Source organism: Qipengyuania intermedia, assembly GCF_019711615.1.
GTDB classification, from domain to species: domain Bacteria; phylum Pseudomonadota; class Alphaproteobacteria; order Sphingomonadales; family Sphingomonadaceae; genus Qipengyuania; species Qipengyuania intermedia.
This window is the reverse complement of record NZ_JAIGNS010000001.1, coordinates 1109889-1133084: the sequence shown is the minus strand read 5'-3', so window position 1 is coordinate 1133084 and position 23196 is coordinate 1109889. Positions and strand designations below refer to the sequence as shown.

Here is a 23196-nt window from a genome sequence, read left to right as displayed (position 1 = left end):
ATAGCCATGGATACCGCTCTCGTTTCGCTGATCGCCGCATCGACCGTTTTCGTCGGCACGCATTTCGCACTGTCGCATCCCTTGCGCGGCACCCTCGTGCGAGCTCTGGGCGCGGGTGGCTTCCTTGCGCTCTACAGCGTTGTCGCGGCGGCCTGCATGGCGTGGATGTACTTCGCTTTCACCAGTGTTACCTCTGCCGGCCTTGGCGGCAGCGGCGAAATCGGGTGGATCATTGCCACCGTCCTGACCTTGCCTGCTCTCGTCCTGTTTCTCGGCTCGCTAAGAGGCAACCCGGCTACGCCCGCTCCCGGTGCCGAGAAGCTTGCAGAAAAAGAACCGGGCGGCGTCTACCTCGTGACCCGCCATCCGATGATGTGGGGCTTTGCTCTCTGGTCAGTGAGCCACATCGTCCTGTGGTGGAGCTGGCGAACGAATATCGTCGCCCTTTCGATCCTCCTCCTGGCCCTTGTTGGCGCACGGATGCAGGATCGCAAGAAGGAAGTCCTCATGGGCGAAGCCTGGCAACACTGGGAGGCGCGTACGAGCTACTGGCCGCGCTGGAGCAATCTGCCGAAGGCGGGCTTCGGCCTTTGGCTAGCAGGGATCGCCGTGTGGCTTCTGATCAGCTGGAGCCACATCCACGCAGGCGGTATTCCCGCAGGGATCTGGCGCTGGATCGGCTAATCTATTCGCCGGTGAACTTCGGCGCGCGCTTTTCGATCAGGGCGTCGACCCCCTCCATGTGATCTCGCGTCGAATGCATCAGCGCCTGTGCGTTCGCTGCCATTTCGAGCGCCGCGTCGTAAGTCGTTGAACGCCCCTGCCGCATGAGGTTCTTCGCTTGGCGTAGCGCATGCGGGGGCATGGCTGCGACCTTGGCGGCAAGCGCATTTGCATCATCCAGCAAGGCGTCATGGTCGACCACTCGGCTGACGAGGCCCCAGTCGAGAGCCGTCCCGGCCTCGATCACGTCGCCGGTGTAAAACAGTTCCGCCGCGCGCGCTTCGCCAATGATCCGGGGCAGGATCCAGGTGCCGCCATCGCCCGGAATGATGCCGAGCTTGAGGAACGTGACGCCGAACTTCGCCTTCTCGCTCGCGATCCGCATATCGGCGAGGCAGGCAAGATCGCAGCCGAGACCGATCGCCGGGCCGTTGACCGCTGCGATAAGCGGCACGCGAAGCGAGTATAGCGCGCGCAGGATCTTGTGGATGTTGTTGCGGTACCCGTCGGCGATCTCGGGAGCTGTACCGCCGAAATTGCCCGTCTTTTCCTTCATCGCTTTGATGTCGCCGCCGGCACTGAACGCCCGTCCCGCGCCGGTCAGGATGACGCAGCGCACATCCATGTCGGCATTGATGGCATCGCAAGCCCTGGCAAAAGCGTCACCATCGCCCGCAGCGCCAAGCGGATTCATGCTGTCCGGACGGTTCAAAGTCAGAGTGGCAATATGGTCGGCCTTGACGATTTGGAGCAGGCTCATCGCGCGTTTCCTCGCTTGTCCAGAGTTTGGAGAAAGGACAGCACGGCCTCTTCGGCTTCGTCGTGCCACGCAAGGTCGTGTCCCTTGCCTTCGAAAATGACCAGCGTCGCATCATCGCGCACCCTTTCGAGCTGCCGCGAATGCGCATCGGGGATCAGCGTGTCGGCGCTGCCATGCAACAGCAACAGCGGCGCGTCGATGCTCACGATCTTCTCGGCATTCTCGTAGCGGTCACGAAGCAACAGGCCGGTCGGTGCCCAGCGCATTTTCTCGCCGACGAGCTGACGCAGGCTGGCGAACGGCGAGATTAGCACGAGTGCCTGTGGCGCCTGCTCGCTGGCTATCTGGACCGCGACGCCGGAGCCGATCGAATTGCCGATGATGACGACATCCCCTGCGGCTATGCCGCGGGTTGCAAGGAAGGCGAGAGCCGCCCGTCCGTCGCGGTAGAGACCGTCCTCATGCGGCGTTCCGGGATTGCCACGATAGCCGCGGTATTCAGCTGCCAGAACGCCATAGCCCAGAGGTACGAGCCGGTCGGTCGCAACAACGCTCGACACCCAATCTGCGCCATTGCCGTGGAAGTAGATGATGGTTGGTTTACCTGGCTCGCCCGCGCGGTATCCGGCGGCAAGGTCGAGCCCGTCACTGGTGCGGTAGGTAACTTGTTCGAACCCGCCCGTCAGCGGGTTCAGCTTTTTCGGCGCGGGATAAATCAGGCTTTGCTGCTGGCTCCAAAGGAGCGTCAGCACTATCAGGTAGGCTGCGATTGCGAGGCCGACGATCCACAAGAGGACGCGGACCGGTCGGCTCAAGCCCGCGCCTCTTCGACACCTGCGGAATTGTGCCGAAGCGCGCCGAGCACCGTGTCGACGATCTGCGGGGCGTTGAGACCTGCTTCGTCATACTGCTTGGCCGGATCGTCCTGGTCCTGGAAGATATCGGGCAGGCGCATGGTGCGGACCTTGAGGCCGGTGTCCGTCAGGCCCTCGTCAGAGGCGAAGGTCAGCACGTGTGCGCCTAGACCACCGATAGCGCCTTCCTCGACCGTGACGACGACTTCGTGGCTACGCATCAGCTTCTCGATCAGCGCGGTGTCGAGCGGCTTGGCAAAGCGCATGTCGGCTACCGTGGTCGAAAGGCCTTTGGCTTCGAGCTGGTCGGCAGCCTTCTTCGCCTCTTCGAGACGCGCGCCTAGTGAAAGGATGGCGACCTTCGTGCCTTCGCGAACGATGCGGCCTTTACCGATCTCCAGCTTTTTGAGCTGTTCCGGGATTTCCACGCCAACACCTGCGCCGCGCGGATAGCGGAAGGCGATGGGCCCATCGTCATACTCTGCCGCCGTGTAGGTCATATGCGCCAGCTCGGCCTCGTCGGCGGCGGCCATCACAACCATGTTGGGAAGCGTGGCGAGATAGGTGATGTCGAAAGAACCGGCGTGGGTGCAACCGTCGGCACCCACGAGACCAGCACGGTCGATGGCGAAGCGCACAGGCAGGTTCTGGATCGCAACGTCATGGACGACCTGGTCGTAGGCGCGCTGGAGGAAGGTCGAATAGATCGCCGCGAACGGGCGCATGCCTTCTGCCGCGAGTCCAGCAGCAAAGGTCACGCCATGCTGTTCGGCAATGCCAACGTCGAAGGCCTTGTCAGGGTGCGCCTTGGCGAATTTGTCGACCCCCGTACCGCTCGGCATGGCGGCCGTGATAGCGCAGATGCGCGGGTCGTCATTAGCAAGCTTCGCCAGCGTTTCCCCGAACACATTCTGGTATGCAGGCGGACCGCCCGAGCTCTTCTTCTGCTCGCCGGTCACGACATCGAATTTTGCAACGCCGTGATATTTGTCGGCGCTGTTTTCGGCAGGCGCATAGCCCTTGCCCTTTTGCGTCACCACATGAATCAGGACAGGGCCCTGCTCGCTGTCGCGCACATTCTCCAGCACCGGGATGAGGTGGTCGAGATTGTGCCCGTCGATGGGGCCCACGTAATAAAAGCCGAGTTCTTCGAACATGGTCCCGCCGGTCACCATGCCGCGGGCATATTCTTCCGCCTTTTCAAGCCCGCCCCATACGCGGCGGCCCATCTTGCGGGCGATCTTCGAGGCCATCGACCGGAGGCCGAGATATTCGCTGCTCGACACCATGCGCGCTAGATATGCCGAAAGGCCACCCACCGGGGGCGCGATCGACATGTCGTTGTCGTTAAGGATAACCACGAGGCGATTGCCGGCCTGCTCGGCGTTGTTCATCGCCTCATAGGCCATGCCCGCGCTCATCGCGCCGTCGCCGATCACCGCGATGCCGCGGCCGGGACGTCCCTGCATCTTGTTGGCCATGGCAAAGCCGAGTGCCGCGCTGATCGAGGTCGAGGAGTGCGCTGCACCGAAAGGATCGTATTCGCTTTCCGCGCGCTTGGTGAAACCCGAAAGGCCGCCGCCCTGGCGCAGCGTGCGGATCCGGTCGCGCCGCCCGGTCAGGATCTTGTGCGGATAGCACTGGTGCCCGACGTCCCAGACAAGCTTGTCGGTCGGCGTATCAAAAACATAGTGGATGGCAGTCGTAAGCTCGACTACGCCGAGGCCGGAACCGAGGTGACCACCCGTCGTCCCGACAGCGTCGATCATTTCCGCGCGCAGCTCGTCGGAGAGCTGGCGCAGCTGGGATTTGTCGAGTTTGCGGAGATCAGCCGGAGTATCGACTGTATCCAGCAGCGGCGTTTCGGGTCGCGTCGTCATAGCGAGTGCCTTACACCGCGTTTTCACAACTGTCGATGAACGGCTTGTCGCAAGTCATGCACGGTCTGGCGTCGACAGTCTCTATGCGCCGCACTCGTCGCACAAACCGCGCAGCTCGACCACGGGACGTACGTCGACGAAACCGGCATCCTTGCCCGCCTCGCGCAGCGCACCGGTCACGCGGTCGTCGTCGATATGGAGAGCCTTGCCGCAATCGTCACAGATCAGGAAAATGCAGTCGTGACGGCAGCCCGGATGCGTGTTGACGAGATAGGCGTTGGCGCTTTCGATCCTGTTCGCCAGGTTGTTCCGCACGAAGAGGTCGAGGATGCGATAAACGCTGTTCGGTGCCACGCGTTTGCCCCGCGCCGCCGAGAGGTTGTCCGCGATGTCATAAGCGCTCGCCGGTTTTTCGTGTCGGGAAAGTTCCTCGAAAACCGATTGGCGCATACCCGTCCATTGCTCGCCCGCATCGGTGAGCGTGTGGCGAGCAGCGTCGACCAGGTCTTCGCCGGAGTGTTCCTTATGGGAATGTGCGTGCTGGGCCATGGAAGGGAGGTAAGCGCCCACCTGCCAAGGTGCAAGCTAGTAGCGCTTGAACTCTGCGCGGTAGAGCGAGGGGTAAAGCCGCTTGAGCGCCGCCACTTTGGGCGCATCCCAACGGGTTATATAGGGGTGGCGCGGGTTCTTGGCGGCGAAATCCTGATGATAGGTCTCGGCGGGATAGAACGTCTTGGCAGGCTCTATCGAAGTCACGATCGGACGTGACCACAGGCCGCTCTTTTTAAGCTTGGCAAGATAGGCCGAAGCGACGGCGCGCTGTTCTGCGGAAAGCGGAATGAGCTCTGCATTATAGTGTGCGCCGCGATCCGGACCCTGGCGATCCTTCAGCGTCGGGTCGGCGATGACGGAAAAGAATATCCGCAGCAATTCGTCGTAACGCACTACGCGCGGGTCGTACGTAACCTTCACCGCTTCGACGTGATCGGTGATGCCCGAAGATACCAGCTTGTAATCCGCCTGGCGCCTGGTGCCGCCATGATAGCCGGAAACGGCGCTGGTCACGCCCTTTGTATGGCTGAAGACCGCTTCCACACCCCAGAAACACCCACCGGCGAAAATCGCCGTTTTCAGACCAGCACCTTCTTTGGCAATACGCGAAGCTGCGGGCGCCTCGACGACGCGCTCTGCGGCGAATGCGGGTTGCTGGCATGCACTCGCCCCGAAAAGGGCGGCTGCGGCAAAGAGGGCGGCAACCTTGCGCATCAGAACAGCGCCGGAATAGCTGCGAGCAGCGCCTCTCCATTCGAAGCGGCGATGACGAGCGCACCGGCCATGAAGCCGATGGCAAAGTTGCGATAGAGGTCAGGGGTGAAGAGGTTCATGGGATGTCTTTCGGTATGCCTGGCCATCTGGTTACAGGCATACCGATTGCAACATACTTAATGCGATGGTTGTAATTCGTTCAGGCGATCAGCCCGCGGATCAATGCCGGAAGTGGCGCATTCCCGTGAACACCATCGCGAGACCCTTCTCATCGGCGGCTGCAATAACCTCGTCGTCGCGGATCGATCCGCCCGGCTGGATGATCGCAGTCGCGCCCGCTTCTGCCGCAGCAAGAAGTCCATCGGCGAAGGGGAAGAACGCATCCGATGCCACGGCACTGCCGACCGTGCGCGGCTGGGACCACTCGTATTTCTCGGCGGCCTCGGCAGCCTTCATTGCGGCGATGCGCGACGAATCGCGGCGGTTCATCTGCCCTGCCCCGATTCCGGCAGTCGCGCCGTCCTTGGCATAGACGATCGCGTTGGATTTGACGTGGCGCGCCACGGTCCAGGCGAAGAAGCAATCCTTCAATTCCTGCTCCGTGGGGTGGCGCTGCGTGACGACTTTCAGATCGGCTTCGCTGATCGCGCCATTATCGCGCGTCTGGACCAGGAGACCGCCAGTGATCGGCTTGACCATCAATCCGCCGCGGCGCGGGTCGGGCAGGTCGCCCGTGACGAGCAGGCGAAGGTTTTTCTTCTTTGCAAAAGCCTCGCGCGCCTCGTCGCTGACAGAAGGAGCGATCACGACCTCGGTGAATATCTCGCAGATTGCTGCGGCAGTCTGGCCATCGAGTTCCGTGTTGACCGCGACGATGCCGCCGAAGGCCGAAACGCTGTCGCACGCGAGCGCGTCATTCCACGCCTCAATCAATGTCGATGCCTGCGCCACTCCGCAAGGGTTGGCGTGCTTGACGATGACAACTGCCGGATCGCTGCCCGCAAATTCCGCGCAAAGCTCGAGCGCGGCGTCGGCGTCGTTATAGTTGTTGTAGCTGAGCTCCTTGCCCTGCAGCTGCTCGGCCTGGGCGATGCCTTTGGCGTGCGGTCCGACAGGCGTGTAAAGCGCCGCCTTCTGGTGCGGATTTTCGCCGTATCGCAATTCGACCGGGTTCTTGCCGTTGACCGCCAGCATGCCGGGCAAGGTTTCTCGCTGGTCGGCGAAGGCGAACCACTGGCTGATCATGCTGTCGTAGGCTGCCGTTGCTGCAAAGGCCTTCGCGGCGCATTTCCGGCGGAATTCGAGCGAGGTACTGCCGCCCTGTTCCAATTCGCCGATCAGCGTTTCATAGTCCGCCGGATCGGTCACTATCGTCACATATTGGTGGTTCTTGGCAGCGCTGCGCACCATCGACGGCCCGCCGATATCGATGTTCTCGATGATTTCGTCGCGCTCTGCACCTTTGGCCACAGTGGCCTCGAATGGGTAGAGATTGACGACGACGAGATCGATCGCGCCGATAGCGTGCTCTTCCATGGCAGCGGCGTGTTCGGGGTTGTCCCGCACCGCGAGAAGGCCGCCATGGACCATGGGGTGCAGCGTCTTGACCCGGCCATCCATCATTTCCGGAAAACCGGTCAGATCGGAAACGTCCTTCACGTCGAGACCGGCTTCGCGCAGCGCTCTGGCCGTTCCGCCGGTCGAGACCAGTTCCACGCCCTTGCCAGCCAGCGCGGTGCCCAGTTCCACCAATCCGCTCTTGTCGGACACCGAAAGCAGTGCCCGGTTGATTGCCACATCAGCCAAGTGAATTACCCCATTCGTTTGAGCAGCCAGGGGAAGCGCCCCCCGCTGCGGGCGGTCAGCCCTTCGACTACGATCTGCTTCGTTGCATGCGGACGTCCGTGGCCATCGACCCACAGCGAATCCTCGACGCTGCAACCGGCCTCGCCGCTATCGCCACCAAGGCGGAATTGCCAGTAGCTTGCATCGGGCATGACCAAGTGGACGCCGCGGCCGTCCTCGGTCGGCTTGGCCTCAACCCCGCGCCCGAGATGAAAGCGCATGGCATAGCCGATCTTGCCGCGCTTGCCCTTGCGGCCCGATGGTTCGAGCACGTCCTCGCCGCGCAGTTCATGGCCTTCGTCAGACAGGATCAAAATGCGGCGGTGGACCAATCCGAAGCGTGCGGCGTAGCCGTTATGCGCGGCTTCAAGCTTGGTGCCAGACTTCTTGCCCTGCAACAGGGTCTCGCGCGTGAAATCGACTTCCTCGACACCCTTGCCGATCTGGCCGTGCAAGAGGATTGCAGTGGAATTGGCATCGTCCAGCACCATGGTCGAATGGGCCGAAGTGCCGCGCAATCCCTGCTCGATCCGCGCCGGCACGAGTGCGCCGGCAAGTGCCGCCCCGCCGCAATTGACGATGATGCGCTGCGGCCCGTGCGAGAACTCGAAGGCGAGCGTCGACGCGCAGGCGTGGCGGGCATGGCGAGGCTTTGGCGGCGGGGCCGCATCCAGCACCAGCACCGCTTCCCTGGCCTTGACGCGCTGGAAACCCCATTGCCCCGCCTCGGCCAAGGGGCGGGTTCGCACGCCGCTTGCTGTGACAAGGGCATCGAGAACGCTCTCGCTCATGGCAACGCCGCCTTGCCAGCTGCCGAGCCCCCGGTCGCCCATACGCACACCGAGCAGCGCAGGAACAAGCAGGGCGAGCATCGTGTCGAGCGCGGCCGGGGCATCCTCGCCCACTGCGGCGTAGCAGGCGCGCACTTCGACCAGGAGGGCGATCGCATCGGCCTGCGCCGAAGGGCAACGCGACAGGACGCCGCCGTCGTCGCCGACCATCTCGCCAAGCGTGCGCAGCAGGCCCGCTTCGGCATAGAGCTTGCGCGCCTTGCCATCGGGCAAAAGCAGGCCGGCGGCGAGCAATCCTGACCAGCCGGACGCCTGCGCGAGGCGGTCGTCTTCACGCGTTACATTGCGATCGAGCCACCTAGCCGTGATTTCGAGAGCCTCGAGAAACCTGGGCTTGTGCTTCTCACCCTCGCCGGTCAGCACGATCGGCGCATGAACCAGCCAGTTGAGCAGCCGCAGGCCGGCTAGCTCGACAGTCCAGGCAGGCCCCTTCCCCGGCTGCGGGTTCGCCTTGAGCCAGGCAGCAAACATGTCGCCCGCCGTACCTGCACATTGTGCGCGCGGCGCGCTGGAAGCGAGGTCGCGCATCCACGTAAAGCCGTGCACCGCGCGAACGAAGGGCGGCGTCATCTTCGACGGCGAGCGGTAATCTATCTTGGCAAGCGGATGCTTGAGGCCGCCTGCGAAAAATTGTCCGGCGCGCAGCGCGACGCCTGCCGTCCGGTTACCCGCAAGGGGGCTCTCCACCGTGCCCAGGAGGCGCGGCTTGGCCGGCTTGCGCAAGGGAGATGACAGTATCTGCCCGGGGACGCCCAATTTGTATGCCAGCCGCAAGGCGGCGTGCAGCGGACCACTGCGCGGCGGCTGGAAGTCGGACAGCACGAGCGCCCGCGCCGGTTCGATTTCCGCCTCCGGTTCGTTTGCAGGGGCCGCAGCAACAAGCGGCTCGGGCGTATCGCCCAGAGGCAGCGCGACCTGCTCTTCGTCAGACGCATCTTCGCGTGCAACGCTCAGCAGGTCGGAATGCCCTTCCATCATCCAAGTCCCTTCAGGGCAGCGATATTGGATGCGTATTTGTCCGGCCCACCCCTGAAAGTAGCGGACCCAGCCACCAGCACGTCTGCGCCTGCATCGACACAGAGCGGCGCGGTCGTGGGGTCGACGCCGCCGTCTACTTCGAGGCGGATATCCTTGCCCAGCGCGTCGATGCGTTTGCGGATGGCCTCGATCTTGCGCAACTGGGAATGAATGAAGCTCTGGCCGCCGAAACCGGGATTGACGCTCATCACCAGGACGAGGTCGACGTCTTCAAGCAGATAATCGAGCGCTTCGACGCTCGTGCCCGGATTGAGGACCACGCCCGCTTTCTTGCCCAGGCCCTTGATGGCTTGCAGCGTGCGGTGGATATGCGGACCCGCTTCGGGATGAACCGTGATGATATCCGCGCCCGCATCCGCGAATGCCTCGAGATACGGGTCGATCGGAGCGATCATCAAATGAACGTCGAACGGCTTGTCCGAATGGGGGCGCAATGCCTTTACGACGGCCGGACCGATAGTGATGTTGGGGACATAGTGCCCGTCCATCACATCGATATGGATCCAGTCGGCACCGGCTTCATCGACTGCACGCACCTCCTCGCCCAGCCGGGCAAAATCGGCGGACAGGATGGAGGGGGAAATCAACGGGGCAGTCATGGGCGCTTTCCGGCGGTTCGCGATGAGCCTGCCTTTCGCCTACGCGCGCGAGCCACCACCTCACAAGCCGCGCGCCCACGCTTTTCCACGATACGGGGTGGAACGGGTGCGTTTTCCCGATAAGGTCGCGAGCATGTCCGCCATCCGAAAGCTTACAGGCAACTTCATCGCGACCGAGGTCGGAGACGAGATCCTGCTGATCGATCTCGATGGTGGCGAACTGTTTTCTCTGAGCGGCACCGCCCGTGCAATCTGGGAAGCCATCGACGGGCAGCGCGACACAGGGGCGATCGCTGCCGTTCTTGCACCTGGTTTCGATGCGACAGCGCAGGTAATAGAGCGGGACGCATCCGATCTGGTCAGGGCGCTGGAAGACGCGCGGCTGGTGGAGAAAATTGACTGAAATCGGGCTTTTGACCACCGGCGCTTGAATGGTATGGTCGGCACCGAAAGGCCGACCAGCATGACCCGAAAGAATGACGACAAGACCGGCAAGGCCAAATGGCAGCGTCCCGAACTGGTGCGCCTCGGCACGATCCGCGACATCGCTGGTCCGCCCGTTCCCTTTGCGCAGGCTGCCGGTAACAAGCATTCCTGACGACAGCACCGGACGATCGGAATGATCGCTGGAACTGTCGACTGGTCCGGTGCGCAACCTGACCGCGCCAAGGCTGTGCTGGACGCGGTATCGCTTTACGAAAAGACCGCGCCGCAAACCCATCGAAGGGGGGGTCTGTTCTTTGCCGTATCCACGCGAGACTCGATCGCAAGCGCGCATCGCGTAGACACGGCCTTTTCTGGCTGGATCGACAATACCGACGAGTTGGCGCGCCGGTTTTCGGGGGATCCGGACAGTCCGGCTGCCCTGTATTCGGCGGCACTAGCCCAATTAGGCGATCGGGCCGATGAGGCGATCATCGGTTGCTATGCCGCTATTTCACGCCTTCCCGACGGTACACTGCGCCTCTCTCGCTCGCCCTGGAGTGCGCCGCCGCTCTACTACCACGCTGCGGAAGAGCGCTGCGTTGCATCGCCACTCCTGCGCGCTCTGTTCGCGGCCGATGCTCCTCGAGAGCCGGACTTCGAAAGAATGGTCGACGAGCTCGCCTATGACTGGCGGTCGGGCGAGGAAGAGGCGTGGTACAAGGGCATCCGGATGGTGCCGCTTGGCGCCACGGTACATGTCGAAGGGGCGGAGCATCGCACTCGCCGCTGGTACTCCCTCCCTGCGCCCTTGGCCGATGCAGATTTCGATGCGGATACCGCTGCGCTGCGCGCCCGCGAATTGCTGGACGAGGCCGCGGGAAAGGCACTGGAGTGGGCCACGAAGCCGGCAGTCACTTTATCCGGCGGACTGGACTCTCCTCTCGTCGCCACGTCGCTTTTGCAAGCCTTGCCGGAGGGTCGACATCTGCCGGCAATCACATTCGTGCCGGATGCCCGCTGGGATGGAACCGCTCCCGAAGGGACCATCGGAGACGAAAGCGAACTCGTCGGAAAACTGGTCGCACAGAACCCCCGGCTGGATTGGCACCTTGCCGATCACGACATCGGGCCCCCCGATCGTTCGGCCAGGGAAATGTTCGCTGCGTCCGAGGTTTTCGCCCCCGGCCTCGCGAATGTCGGGATGTATCACGGAGTGTATCGCAAGGCCCGCGAACTGGGATGCGACAGCCTGCTGACGGCCGATTTGGGCAACGCCACTTTCAGTGACGCAGGCCGCTATGCCTATTGCGAATATGCAGCGCCCGGGAGACTGGGACAATTGGTGCGGTTGCTGAAGAACCGTCCCGGCGACGGCCGGAGCTTGTCGCGAAAGTTCATGGCGCTGACCGTCCTGCCCCGTTTACCCCGGCCTATCCGGCGCGCGCTTCGCACCCTGGTACATCCCGGGCGCGCGGACATGGTCGCCTTGCTCACGCCGCTATCGGGCGATGCGCGCAAGCGACAAGCTGCGAGAGCGGAGATGAGGGGAACCAGCTCGGCATGGAGCGACCTCACTTTCGATCGCAACCGCAAGGAGGCAGTCGAGCGCGAATTGCGGGATGCCGATGGCCCGGCCTTCGATGTCGATCTGGCATTCGAGCAGCTCTATGGTGTGCGCAAACGCGACGTTTCGGCCTATCGCCCGCTGATCGAGTTCTGCCTCTCCCTCCCTGCCAGGGCCTTCGCGTGGGATGGCGAAGAGCGGCGGCTCGCTCGCCTCATGGGCATTGGCAGGCTTCCCGAAGCGATCCGCACGAACCGCAAGCATGGCCTTCACAATATCGACTGGCACGCGCGGATGACCGGCGAGCGCGAAGAGATGCGGCGCGTTCTGGAGACAGCGCGCAGCCACCGCGTGCTCGGGGAAATGCTGGACATCGACAGGATGATAGCCTTGGTGGATGATTGGCCGGAACGCCCAAGCCATGACATCGATACCGACTGGCCGCGGATACTCGCCCTCCCGCGTGCGATATTGGCCGCACGGTTCATCGGTCATCTCGAGAACCGCAATGACCTTTGAGCGAAGACTTTGACCTCAGCTCGGCAAGGGCGGTAGAGCCGCGAATATGGCATTGCTTCAGGCCCTGACCGAATTGGCCAAGCCCAAGATGCGCTGCGGCACGCTCAGGATGGTGCTGGCATCGCTGGTGGCTGCGGCCTCGGAAGGCATCGGCTTCGCACTGCTCGTCCCGCTGCTGTCCTCGCTCGACCCCGGCGCAATTGACGGGCCGGGCATTCCTTTCGCCAACCAGTTCGACCTCCCCGCGCTTCTCGCGCTTTTCATCGCGCTGATCGCCGTGCGCGCGGTCGCGGAATATTGGCGCGCCATCAGCGTGCAAGACCTGTCCCACGCATTGGTGGACGGGCTACGCATGAAGGCGGTCCGCAGCCTTCTCGGCGCGCGTTGGCGGTGGTTGGCGGGGTTGGAGGAAGGCGAGGCCGAGGGCCTCCTGGCGTCCGATATCGACCGCTGCGCCTATGCGGTCCAGATGCTTGCCGGCCTCGTACGACTGGTCCTGGCGCTCCTCGCCCTTATGGCTGCCGCAGCAATGATCTCGCTGCCCGCTGCCTTCGTCGCGATAGCAGGAGGTGTCGTTGCCTACCTCCTGTTCGCTCCCGTCCGGCGCAGGGCGCGCGCAATCGGAGAGGATCTGTCGACGCGTCACGAAGCGGTTCATGCCCGGATTTCACGGATGACGCGCGGGCTGAGGGTCATAAAGAGCTTCGAAAAGGAAGACGAAGAAGCGGCCTTGCTGGAGACCGGGTTCCGCGGCCTGCGCCATACCGAGCGAGCCTATGTCGGATCGAGCGCCTTGGCGCAGGGTGTCCTCCAGATAGGCGGCGCAACCCTGGCTGCGATCGCGATCTGGGCGGCGATGGAGCGGCTCGCCATTCCGTTGCCTGCCGTTCTTGCCCTGGCGGCGATATTCGTGCGCGCGCTGCCCTTGATCGGTCAATTGCAGGCCAGTGCGCAAGGTTGGGCCTATGCGGCGCCCGCTTTCGAGAATGCGGGTAAATTCATTGCGGCGGCCGAGGCTCACCGCGAACCGGCTGTCCAGATGAATGCGCCGCGGCTCGGATCCTCGCTCTCTTTGAAAGGGGTGAAAGTCGATTTTCCGGACCGCGACGGTGCGCTGGAGGGCGTCGATCTGGACATACAGGTCAACACTATGGTCGTTCTGTGCGGCGTTTCGGGGTCCGGCAAGAGCACGCTCGCCGACATCTGCTCGGGCCTGACCGAGCCGGACGCGGGGACGATCGCCGTGGACGGCGAGGTCCTGAATGCTCTCGTCTTGCGCAGCTGGCGAAGCCGGACGGCCTATGTGCAACAGGAAACGGTGCTTTTCGGCGGGAGCGTCCGGGACAACTTGCTCTTTGCCGACCCCTCGGCAGATGACGAGCGCTTGTGGAACGCCCTGCAGGAATCCAACGCGGGCTTCGTAGCCCGGCTGCCTGGCGGCCTCGATTGCCAGGTGGGCGCCTCGGGGCGAGAACTTTCTGGCGGCGAGCGCCAGAGGATCGCCCTGGCGCGGGCGCTGCTGCGATCGCCCGACCTCATCATCCTCGACGAAGCGACCAGCGCGCTCGATCCGGAAAGCGAGAATGCCATCGCACAAGCGCTGCGGGCAATGACGTCCAGAAGGACTGTTCTCGCCATCGCCCACCGCGGCCTGCTGCCCGAAATGGCCGACCACATCGTACGTTTGGAACGCGGGCGCGTCGCCGTGTCTTAACGGGGTCATCGATGGCAATTCAGCCGTAATTCAGAGCTTTTTGCTACAAAGGCGTCAGATTTTCGGTTGCCGCGCCAGCGTGGCTTCCATGATTCGCACTTTGTTGACCGGGGCTTTTTCATGACCTTCAAACCACTTGCACTCGCAGGCTCTGCCGCGATCGCACTGGCTGCGATCGCCCCCGCTGCCGTGGCACAAGGCGGCTATGGCCAGGAAATTCCGCATGACCCGGCCCGCTGCCAGAGCGGGAAGCCGGGCGTGTGGGTGAGCGTGACCGGCATCAAGGAGAGCAAGGGTACGCTGCGCATCCAGTCCTATCGCGCGACCGAGGCAGACTGGCTCGAGAAGGGCCGCTGGCTCACCCGCATGGAGGTGCCTGCGAAGGCAGGAACGATGCGATTCTGCATGCCCATTGCGACGCCGGGGACATACGGGATTGCCGTTCGCCACGACATCAACGGCAATGGCAAGACGGACATCTTTGCGGATGGCGGCGCGATGTCGAATAATCCCAGCCTCAACATCTTCAACCTTGGCAAGCCCAGCTACAAGAAAGTGGGCTTCACCGTCGGCAATGGCGTCGAATCGATCTCGATCCGGATGCGCTACCGCTGATTGCGCCGTGCGCGCCATAGCTCCCAGGCTGCACCCGGCATCGCCAAGAGCGGATGCTTCTCCCGAAAAGGCGTGACTTCGAGCGCGATTCCCGTGTGGCGTTCGAGCTTCCACGCGCCATAGCGTGCGGCACCTTCGAAAGTGGTCGTTGCCTTGGCGAGACGAAGGATATTGAGCGCTTTGCCCAGCCGTTCCCGCTTTCGCCAATCTTGCAGGATTCTTCTGCGCGCGGGCTCCTGCAGGTCCGGCTGCAACAGCTCTTCGCTTCGCTCGAAGGCGATTCCCTGGGCCGACCATGCCAAGGGCAGCAGACCATGGAAGTGCGCTGCATTCACTGACAGGATGGAATCTTCGCGACCCGGCTTCTCGACGCGGAACTCGGCGCGATAGGTCGCCTGGAAGAGTGCGCGCCAGAAATCCTCGGCCGTGCCTCCCCGGGGGCCGAGCGCCGCCGCGAAACGTGCGGCCGTTTCGGCCGCGTCTGCAATCGCCTCCAGAACTTCGCCCCGCGCGTCGTCTTGGGCGAATACCAGTGCGCTCGGCTGCACGAAACGCGTCCAGATCGTGGTATCGCGGCTCCTTCCGCTGGCGGCCTCGGCAAACTGTTCAAGCGACATGGTCGCGATCTTGGCGCGCAATACCTCACCGCCGTGGCGCCATTCGCGGTAGCTGACCCGCGGCCAGATCCGCTCCGCCTGCGGGCCAGGAAGCAGGACGTAGAAGTCGAGCACGCCCTCCAGCGATCCCGTGCGCAGGTTCGAGCCGTAGAAAAGCACGGCGCGCGCATCGGCCTCTGCGGCGAGCATTGCAGCGTACGCCGACACTTCAGGGCGAACCTCTGCATCGAGCGAGGCTTCGATACGCTGCTCAAGCGTTTCGATCACGAGGTCACGAAAGTCAGCGCGGGGCCCTGACCCACATGGTAGCGGCCCTCGGGAAAATGCTCGCCATCGAGGATGAACGGTGCATCCAGTTCGATCGAGAAAGCCTCCGCGCTGATCTGGTGCAAGCCTGCGGGCGCCAGCCACGCCGGGTGCCAGCCCGCCAGGATGGCCGGCAGCGACATGAATATCCGTCGCCTCGGCCGATCCAGTATTGCAAGACGGATCGGTGCCTGCCCCTTGCCGAATAGCTGGATACCCATTGGCATGCGCTCGAGCGTCGTGGCGAGTACGATGTGCCTTCGCCCCGGGTCGCCGTGGCGCGAATGCGGCATTTTTTCACCCGACGGCTCATAAGCGAGCTGCATGGCGGTTCCCCGACGCCAGCGATTGCCATTGCTGCCGAACAACACCTGCAACACGCCCCAGGCGGTTGTCGCCCCCACCGCAAGCGAATCGAAAAACCCGATCTTGTGGGCATCCTGCCCCGCTTCGATGCCAAGCGTAAAAGCACCCGCGCCGAAGATGAAACCGAGCATGGGCAGCTCTTCGCTGCCGTCGCGCGAAATCGTCAAAGCGCGGCGTTCAACGCGCTTGCCGGCCCGAAACGCCTCGACCGCCGCCGCAAGGCTCCAGTCGGAAGGCGCGCCCAAATCGACGTTGAGCGCGTTGGTCTTGCCGCGTGGCAGGACCGCGAGCGTCGGCCAATTCTCGCCGAACACGACCTGGCCCATGGTCAGTACATCACGGATTGTGCCGTCGCCGCCATTGATGATGAGAAATTCGACACCGTCGTCGCGGAGCTGCGCCAGCGCCTCCGACAACTCATCCTTCGTCCGCGGCTGGACGACAGTGATGTCGGCGCCATCCACATGCTCCGCCTGCCTGCCCTTGTTGCGATGGGAGCGGGGGTTATGGACCATCGCTATGCGCGGCTTGTCGACCACGAACGGCGGCTCGCTGCCGGGCGTGCGCGTCCCTGCCTCAGGCGCTGTCCGATGGTTATGAATGGTGCGCTCCACTACGGTCGCCGTGAAAGAGAGCCCTCTCGATAGTGCAGCGCCGTCCGGCCTGCAATGCGAGGGTGGGAGAAACGCCCGAAGCAAGTGGCGCACCCGACAGGATTCGAACCTGTGGCCTCTGCCTTCGGAGGGCAGCGCTCTATCCAGCTGAGCTACGGGTGCCTGGCCTTGCCGCCTGGGCGATGCGGGCGCTTAGCAAGGCCGCTGGCGCCCTGCCAGAGAAAATTCCTCGCCGACGTTGCGCAGCGTTAGCGATTTGGCAATTGCCGGCGTCCTACACATCCCCCCCATGAACGCGCTGAGCCACGAATTCGACCTGTCGAACGCGACGATGCTTCCACCTCTGGGCGGGCGTGCGCGCAATGCGCGCGACCGTGCAAATTTGGCCGCGCAGTGGGAAGCGGTTCACGAAGCTGCCGCCGCCATCGGCGTGCTTGCCCAGCTTGGCCGTCCAGATGAAAGCGAAGCCGTGACGCGGCTGCCCGAGCGCGCCGAAGCCAATGGCGGATACGAATACGACATGGTGTTACGCGGCGTCGACGACCTGGCCGCGGTGATGCAGCCGGGCCTGAGAGCACTTCTGGCGTTGAGCGCCGCCGGACAGGACACGACCAGCGCAGCCCTCACCTTGTGGCGCGAGTTCCACGCTTCGCGCGATGCGATCATCGCCTTGGCCCCCGAAAACTGAACGCTCCCACACGCTTGACCGCGTTCCCATTCTGTTCCATTTCGGGGGTATGAGTGATTCCCCCGTCATCGAACCTGCCGAACGCGCAGCGGGCAACGAAACCGCTGTCGAAGTGGCACGCGGCATCGCCCGGCTCTTTGCGCGAAACGATGTCTGGCTGATACCCGAAGTGCCGCTGCGCAACGGTCGCAGGGCCGATCTCATGGGGCTCGACAACAAGGGCCGCGTCGTCATCGTGGAAATCAAGGTGCAACGCGGCGATCTGCTCGGCGACGGCAAGTGGCCCGATTATCTCGATTTTTGCGACCGTTTCTACTGGGGTCTTCCGCCCAGCCTAGACCGGTCCGTGCTTGAGGGGGAAGACTATCGCCCGGATTGCTGCGGCATCATCCTGGCCGATGGTTATGACGGGGAAATCGTGCGTCCGGCGCCGCTTCATCCGCTTGCCGCCGCCCGCCGCAAGGTGGAGGTGGAGCGGCTCGCGCGGGCTGCGATGCGGCGCATAACCGTTGCCGGCGATCCACACTGCGCTCCCTGGGGCAACGCAGAATAAGTTCTCGGCTTTTTTTTAACGCATCCTGCGCCATAATGCGCGCGGGATCATGTGGGACGCCATTTTCTTTTCGGCCTTGGCCATGACGGCGATCATTGCCGTACGATACTTCGCATCGAGCGGAGCGTTTGCGCTCGCTACGCGCTTCACGCGTCCGGGCTACCACGATCGTCTCGGACCGCAGATACGACGCGAAATCTCCTGGTCGCTTGTGTCCGCAGCAATCTACGGGGTCCCCGCGGGCATAGTCGCCTGGGGCTGGCAGGAACGCGGCTGGACGCAGATCTATACGCAATGGGACGCGATGCCCCTGTGGTATCTGCCCCTCGCGCCGCTGGCCTACCTGGCGTTGCACGACACGTGGTTCTACTGGACGCACCGCTGGATGCATCGCCCGCGCCTGTTCCGCGCCATGCATGCGGTGCATCACGCCAGCCGCCCCCCGACCGCTTGGGCGGCCATGAGCTTCCATCCTTGGGAAGCGCTTACCGGCGCCATCGTCATCCCCGTGCTTGTCTTCGTCATTCCGATCCATCTCGCGATGCTCGGCCTCGTTCTGGCCGTAATGACAATCATGGGGGTCACGAATCACATGGGGTGGGAATTGTTTCCTCGCCGCCTCGTTCATTCACGGTTGGGAGGCTGGCTGATAACCGCCAGCCATCACCAGCGTCATCATGAAGAGTATCGATGCAACTACGGCCTCTATTTCCGGTTCTGGGACCGGCTGTGCAAGACCGATCGCGGCCTGAGCGAACGCGTATGAGCGCCCGCTACGCCTTGTTGCCGCTGTGCGCTCTCGCCCTGGGCGCAGGCGCCCCCCTTCCGGCGAAGGATGCCGGGCTCCGCATCACCGTAAAGGTCACGGACTTGCGCAACGACAAGGGCTTGCTTCGCGCCTGCATGACAACGGCGCAAAGCGATTTCCCGGAATGCAAGAAAACCGCCAGCATCCACGCCACCAGTATCAATGCGCGCGAAGGCGGAGTGACTTTCACTTTCGACGGCGTGAAGCCTGGCCGCTATGCAATCGCCTTGCTTCATGACGAAAATTCCAACGGCAAGGCCGACCGCGTCTTGGGGATGATGCCCAAAGAAGGTTTCGGTTTTTCGCGCGATGCGCCTGTGCGCATGGGCCCGCCCAAGTTTCAGGATGCCGCATTCGATATGGGATCGAGTGATCGCGAACTGACTATCAAGATGCGCTACATGCTCTGAGCGTGCGCGCCGCCTAACCGGCATTAACCTTAACCCTATTTTTACTACACCTGCCTCATAGCCTGTCTCGAATACCGCAACTCGCATTCGGGGGCTTTTGAGCGATGGACAGGTTTGGCGGCGCTTTTGACGCGCAGGACGCACAGGACCATCTCGACGATTTCGTCGAGGAGGACGCTGCCGATCTCGATCCGCCGCCGTCCCCCGTCGGCCAGGACGAGCGCCGCATGCAGGTGCGCGCTTACAATCACTGGGCCAGCCTGCTGGGCGATGCGAACTATCCGGATATCGAGGACCTGGAGCCGGAGTTGCTCGACGATTTCGGCCCCTATTCGGTGCTGCTCGATTTCACCAGCGGGGTCGAAAATCCGGCTGTCCGTTTCGTGGGCGACGAATTGCGCGCAGAATGCGACGTCGATGGCGAACTGACCCATCTCGAAGACGTACCGCCGCGTTCACTGCTGAGTCGCATCACCGACCACTACATGCAGATTATCGCGAACGAAGCCCCGATCGGCTTCGAAGCGGAATTCGTGAACCAACGCGGCCTCACAATCCTGTATCGCGGCATTCTGCTGCCCTATTCCAGCAATAACGAGACCATCGATTTCATCTTCGGCGTGATCAACTGGAAGGAATTGGCCGACGCCAAGACCGCGGACGAGCTGTTGCTTCAGATCGACCAGGCACTGGCGGGCGAGGACGATCATGATGACGGCGACGAAAACGATTTCGACGATGTCCTCGACCTGACGCAGCCCGAAGAGAACCTGTCCGCAGAGGATGAATGCGACTGGGGCGAAGACGAGGTATTCGATCTCGGTAGCGCCGAGATCTTCGATGAGCCTGAAGAAAATGTGCTTCCGACACCGGGTTTCGGTGACCGGGAGAGTGACGACCTGCCCGGCCGGAAGGAACGCGGCGTCGATGCACTCGGCAATCCGCTCGGCAGTCTCGCTCCCGATCCCGGCAGCGAAGATGCCGACATGGACGGGGCCGATTTCGACAGTGGCATGAAAACCGCAGCCGATTACGGCCTGCCCGACTGGGACGATGAAGATATCGAGGAAGACGACGTCGACGACCTCGTCGATCCCCTCGCGGACGAAGAAGCCGGCAGCAGCCTGATGTCGCTGGTCAGCCGCGGCGAACGCGAGAAAAAGACGGTGGACCTTACTGGCTTTTCCGCCACGCCCGCCACGGTACCCTCGCCCATTCCGCAAGCCTACGAACCGGATGAAGCATCCGAATCTTTCGAGGTCGCAGCCCACAGCACGCCGGAAACCTTCGAAGAGCAAGGCCAAGCCGAAGAACCCGTTGATACCTTCGAAGGCCAGCCCGAGCCGCTTGAGCTAGAGGATGAAGTTGCTCCCTCGCCTGCTGCAGTCGAAGAGATTTCCGAACTGCCGGTCCCGACGGCCGACGATCCCATCGTCGCCGAAGCGGCCGAAGATGCAGCGGTTATCGCAGCTGCCGAAGAGGTTGCGCCGGAAGGCCTGTACGATTGCCTTGCCGCAGCACGCGAACTGGCACAGGCAGCGCAGAGCACCGAAGACCGCAGTCGCAAGGCTCTTTATGCAGCGGTTGGCCTGGCCTACGATTTCAGCCTCGAGGCACAGAATTCGCCCGAGGACTTCGGCGAAATCATCGCCGACAATGGCCTGACCGTGCAGGATCGCGCGCCGATGACGCCGATCGTGAAACTGGTTTTCGGGGCCGATTACGACAAGACGCGCCTGACCGAATATGCGGCCGTGCTGACCCATGCACACCGTGTCGGCATCGAACGCGGCCACCTTGCGGATTTCCTGCGCGAAGCGGAAGGCGGCCTCAAGGGCGTCGTCCAGGCAGAACGCCGCGCCCGAAAGCAAGAACAGGGCAAGCCGGTCGAGGATGATGGCAAGGGCATTCGCTCAACGCTGGCCAAGAAGCTTCGCGCGATCGAACCTTCGCAACTCGACGAAATCGCCGAGGAAGGCCCGGAATTCGCGCTGGTAATGGTGCGCCGAACCGAAACTGGCGAGCTGGTCGTCGTGGGCGAACTGGACGAGGACCGGCCTCTGCTTGAAAAGGCGGCGCGCAAGCTGCTGGCCTAATAACGCACAGCCAATAAGTGCTTGAGATGGATGGGCCGCACGCGCTAGCGCTGCGGCCCATGCCGTTTTTCCCCAACGCACCTGTCCGCATCCAGCCCTACTTCGGCTATCGCAACGAGGAGCGGCTGTTCATCACCGCCCGCGCCCTGCGATCGCGTGACAGATCTTTCTCGAAATCGGGAAAGTGGCGCGCGATGCGCACGATGATGAGCCAATTCGCCAGCCACGAGGTGGCGAACCTGCCGGTCGAGCTGGAAATCGCCGCGCCCGGCAAATCTTCCCAGCGCCATCAGGGAGTGACCGACAAGGAAGGCTTCGTCCACTTCGACATCAGGCTGGAGGGCGAATGGCCCTATGCCGACAATCCGGAATGGGAGACGGTCAGCTTCCACTGGTCCAATGGCGAGGGCGAACACTGTCTCGACGGGCACGTGCTGGCACCCGGCAAGAGCACTTCACTCGGCTTCATTTCGGACATCGACGACACGATCATCGAGACGGGAATCACCGGGAACTTTCGCGCAGTGATGCGCAATTGGCGGCGAGTGCTCATGCAAATGCCCGAAGAGCGCATCCTCGTGCCCGGCGCCGACGTTTTCTACAATGCGCTAGGTGGCGGGCAGGACCATCACGGACAGAATGGTCACGCGGGCGATCACCAGCGGGCTTCGCGACGCCCGTTCTTTTACGTGTCATCGAGCCCGTGGAACCTGTTTTCCTATCTCGTCACCTACATGAAAGGCCGCGGATTGCCGCTTGGCCCGATCATGCTGCGCGACTGGGGGCTCAATCGCGCGACATTCGGATCCTCCAGCCACGGAGCGCATAAGCGTGCGGCAATCGACGGCATTCTGGCGACCTATCCGGACGTGAAATTCGCCCTGATCGGCGACGACAGCCAGGGTGACCTCACCGCTTTCGCCGATGTCGCGGCCAGCAATCCGGGCAGGGTAAGGGCGGTCTTCATCCGCAAGGTCGGCGAGGCGATGAGCCCGCAAGAACTTGCTGCCGAACAGTCGTTGAAATCCGCGAATATCCCGCTCTGGCTCGGTGAGGGATACGAGGAGGGGCGCAAGTTCCTGGCCTCGATCGGATTGCTCGAGGATGATGAAGCGCAGAACATCGTCAAGTCGGTCGGCAAGGGCGACACGGAGGCAGCATGAAGACAGTGGTGCTTGTAGTGGCCGTGATCGTGGGCCTCGCCCTGATCGCCGGCGGCGCGATATTGATCGCGATCAACCGCAACGGACCGGCGGTGCTCGACACGGTCGACCGGATTGCCGGCGGCAAGAACAATATCGAGTTGCTGCACAAGCAAAGCCTCGGCGAAGATCCGCGCCAGAAACTGCTGGTCTATGGCGATCCGTTTTCCAGCAAGGCCCTGCCCGTTTTCATTTTCGTTCACGGCGGCAGCTGGCGCAACGGCAATCCGGACGATTACGGCTTCATTGCCCGCAATATCGCATCAAAAGGCTTTATCGTCGTACTGGGCGGATACCGCCTGCGCGAAAACGGCCGCTATCCCGCCATGTTGCAGGACACTGCGGCAGTGACCGCTTGGGTCCATGAAAACATCGCAGAATTCGGCGGCGATCCCGAGCGCCTCGTGCTCGCCGGACATTCGGCCGGAGCATACAATGTCGCGCAAGTCGCGCTGGAACAGCGATGGCTCGCAGAAGCGGGCGTGCCGGCCCGGTCGATCCGGGGAGTGGTCGGCCTGGCCGGGCCATACGATTTTTACCCCTACGACAGCGATTCGACGCGCGCAGCCTTCGGATCTGTCGGCGTGGGCGCAGAAAGCCAGCCGGTGAATCACGTCCGCAGCGATGCACCGCCCATGCTGCTGGTGCATGGTGAGCAGGATTCGCTTGTAAAGCCGCGCAATACCCGCGCTCTCGCCGCTGCGCTGGAAGATAGCGGGGCCGAAGTCGATACGCTGTTCATGCCGGCCATGACGCATAACGATCCGCTGCTTGCCCTCGCCAATCCTTGGCGACGCGACCCGCAGATATTCGACGCGGTTACCCGCTTCATCGAGCAGCACGCCGCGCTTTCAGTTCCGGTTCAGGCCGAAACACCTTAAG

22 protein-coding genes, 1 tRNA gene and 1 pseudogene are annotated in these 23196 nt (G+C 63.0%); 13 read left to right on the top strand and 11 right to left on the bottom strand.

The genetic code is table 11. The annotated features are described in order from the left end of the window. Positions 1-6: 6 nt before the first annotated feature. Positions 7-684, top strand: coding sequence for an NnrU family protein (locus K3179_RS05680; RefSeq protein ID WP_221562852.1), 678 nt, complete (start codon positions 7-9; stop codon positions 682-684). Position 685: 1 nt separating this feature from the next. Here the strand turns inward: K3179_RS05680 and K3179_RS05675 are convergent, their stop codons facing one another. The 8 genes from K3179_RS05675 to rpe all read right to left on the bottom strand — a co-directional run bounded on the left by K3179_RS05675 (position 686) and on the right by rpe (position 9816). Continuing rightward, complete coding sequence (locus K3179_RS05675) at positions 686-1483, bottom strand: crotonase/enoyl-CoA hydratase family protein (protein WP_221562851.1); 798 nt, start codon at positions 1481-1483, stop codon at positions 686-688. Further along, on the bottom strand, positions 1480-2298 hold the full coding sequence (locus tag K3179_RS05670; protein WP_221562850.1) for an alpha/beta hydrolase: 819 nt from the start codon (positions 2296-2298) through the stop codon (positions 1480-1482). The genes K3179_RS05675 and K3179_RS05670 overlap by 4 nt, the downstream gene beginning before the upstream one ends. Further along, entirely contained in the window at positions 2295-4217 is a 1923-nt protein-coding gene (gene dxs, locus K3179_RS05665; protein WP_221562849.1) for a 1-deoxy-D-xylulose-5-phosphate synthase, read from the bottom strand. The genes K3179_RS05670 and dxs overlap by 4 nt, the downstream gene beginning before the upstream one ends. An 81-nt stretch (positions 4218-4298) precedes the next feature. Continuing rightward, positions 4299-4766 (bottom strand): Fur family transcriptional regulator, encoded by a 468-nt coding sequence (locus K3179_RS05660; protein ID WP_090476914.1) that lies wholly within the window; start codon positions 4764-4766, stop codon positions 4299-4301. Positions 4767-4802: 36 nt separating this feature from the next. Then, positions 4803-5483: a peptide-methionine (S)-S-oxide reductase MsrA gene (gene msrA, locus K3179_RS05655; protein WP_221562848.1), complete on the bottom strand. Its 681-nt coding sequence runs from the start codon at positions 5481-5483 to the stop codon at positions 4803-4805. Between the two features lie 219 nt (positions 5484-5702). Beyond that, entirely contained in the window at positions 5703-7289 is a 1587-nt protein-coding gene (gene purH, locus K3179_RS05650) for a bifunctional phosphoribosylaminoimidazolecarboxamide formyltransferase/IMP cyclohydrolase (protein WP_221562847.1), read from the bottom strand. 5 nt (positions 7290-7294) lie between these two features. Continuing rightward, positions 7295-9157, bottom strand: coding sequence for a heparinase II/III family protein (locus K3179_RS05645; RefSeq protein ID WP_221562846.1), 1863 nt, complete (start codon positions 9155-9157; stop codon positions 7295-7297). Next, complete coding sequence (gene rpe / locus K3179_RS05640) at positions 9154-9816, bottom strand: ribulose-phosphate 3-epimerase (protein ID WP_221562845.1); 663 nt, start codon at positions 9814-9816, stop codon at positions 9154-9156. Before rpe ends, K3179_RS05645 begins: the two co-directional genes overlap by 4 nt. Before the next feature lie 133 nt (positions 9817-9949). Between rpe and K3179_RS05635 the strand changes: the two genes are divergently transcribed. From K3179_RS05635 to K3179_RS05620, 5 genes are all read left to right on the top strand, one after another. After that, positions 9950-10219, top strand: coding sequence for a PqqD family protein (locus K3179_RS05635; RefSeq protein WP_221562844.1), 270 nt, complete (start codon positions 9950-9952; stop codon positions 10217-10219). A 60-nt stretch (positions 10220-10279) separates the two neighbouring features. Further along, positions 10280-10414 carry a hypothetical protein gene (locus K3179_RS13515; RefSeq protein WP_282098703.1) on the top strand — a complete coding sequence of 45 codons (135 nt, stop codon included), beginning with the start codon at positions 10280-10282 and terminating at the stop codon, positions 10412-10414. 21 nt (positions 10415-10435) lie between these two features. After that, on the top strand, positions 10436-12325 hold the full coding sequence (locus tag K3179_RS05630) for an asparagine synthetase B family protein (RefSeq protein ID WP_221562843.1): 1890 nt from the start codon (positions 10436-10438) through the stop codon (positions 12323-12325). A 46-nt stretch (positions 12326-12371) separates the two neighbouring features. Continuing rightward, on the top strand, positions 12372-14039 hold the full coding sequence (locus tag K3179_RS05625) for an ABC transporter ATP-binding protein (protein WP_221562842.1): 1668 nt from the start codon (positions 12372-12374) through the stop codon (positions 14037-14039). A gap of 120 nt (positions 14040-14159) precedes the next feature. Continuing rightward, positions 14160-14654, top strand: coding sequence for a DUF2141 domain-containing protein (locus tag K3179_RS05620; RefSeq protein ID WP_221562841.1), 495 nt, complete (start codon positions 14160-14162; stop codon positions 14652-14654). Here K3179_RS05620 and K3179_RS05615 read toward each other — a convergent pair. From K3179_RS05615 to K3179_RS05605, 3 genes are all read right to left on the bottom strand, one after another. After that, complete coding sequence (locus tag K3179_RS05615; RefSeq protein WP_221562840.1) at positions 14645-15538, bottom strand: hypothetical protein; 894 nt, start codon at positions 15536-15538, stop codon at positions 14645-14647. The two genes, K3179_RS05620 and K3179_RS05615, sit on opposite strands and share 10 nt — an antisense overlap. Then, on the bottom strand, positions 15535-16557 hold the full coding sequence (locus K3179_RS05610; protein WP_221562839.1) for a diacylglycerol/lipid kinase family protein: 1023 nt from the start codon (positions 16555-16557) through the stop codon (positions 15535-15537). The genes K3179_RS05615 and K3179_RS05610 overlap by 4 nt, the downstream gene beginning before the upstream one ends. 85 nt (positions 16558-16642) lie before the next feature. Then, positions 16643-16719, bottom strand: a tRNA-Arg gene (locus K3179_RS05605). A gap of 127 nt (positions 16720-16846) precedes the next feature. On the opposite strand from K3179_RS05605, the gene K3179_RS05600 reads away from it, so the two are divergent. From K3179_RS05600 to K3179_RS05570, 7 genes and pseudogenes are all read left to right on the top strand, one after another. Next, positions 16847-17245 carry a hypothetical protein gene (locus K3179_RS05600; RefSeq protein WP_221562838.1) on the top strand — a complete coding sequence of 133 codons (399 nt, stop codon included), beginning with the start codon at positions 16847-16849 and terminating at the stop codon, positions 17243-17245. Between the two features lie 49 nt (positions 17246-17294). Beyond that, positions 17295-17798 carry an MmcB family DNA repair protein gene (locus K3179_RS05595; protein ID WP_221562837.1) on the top strand — a complete coding sequence of 168 codons (504 nt, stop codon included), beginning with the start codon at positions 17295-17297 and terminating at the stop codon, positions 17796-17798. A 49-nt stretch (positions 17799-17847) separates the two neighbouring features. Next, on the top strand, positions 17848-18564 hold the full coding sequence (locus tag K3179_RS05590) for a sterol desaturase family protein (RefSeq protein ID WP_221562836.1): 717 nt from the start codon (positions 17848-17850) through the stop codon (positions 18562-18564). Further along, entirely contained in the window at positions 18561-19016 is a 456-nt protein-coding gene (locus tag K3179_RS05585) for a DUF2141 domain-containing protein (RefSeq protein WP_221562835.1), read from the top strand. Before K3179_RS05590 ends, K3179_RS05585 begins: the two co-directional genes overlap by 4 nt. 104 nt (positions 19017-19120) lie before the next feature. Then, positions 19121-19708: pseudogene (locus tag K3179_RS13420) on the top strand (PAS domain-containing protein); the annotation flags it as partial. A gap of 1463 nt (positions 19709-21171) precedes the next feature. Next, positions 21172-22275: an App1 family protein phosphatidate phosphatase gene (locus K3179_RS05575; RefSeq protein ID WP_221562833.1), complete on the top strand. Its 1104-nt coding sequence runs from the start codon at positions 21172-21174 to the stop codon at positions 22273-22275. Further along, entirely contained in the window at positions 22272-23195 is a 924-nt protein-coding gene (locus K3179_RS05570; RefSeq protein WP_221562832.1) for an alpha/beta hydrolase, read from the top strand. The genes K3179_RS05575 and K3179_RS05570 overlap by 4 nt, the downstream gene beginning before the upstream one ends. The last annotated feature ends 1 nt before the right edge of the window (position 23196 follow it).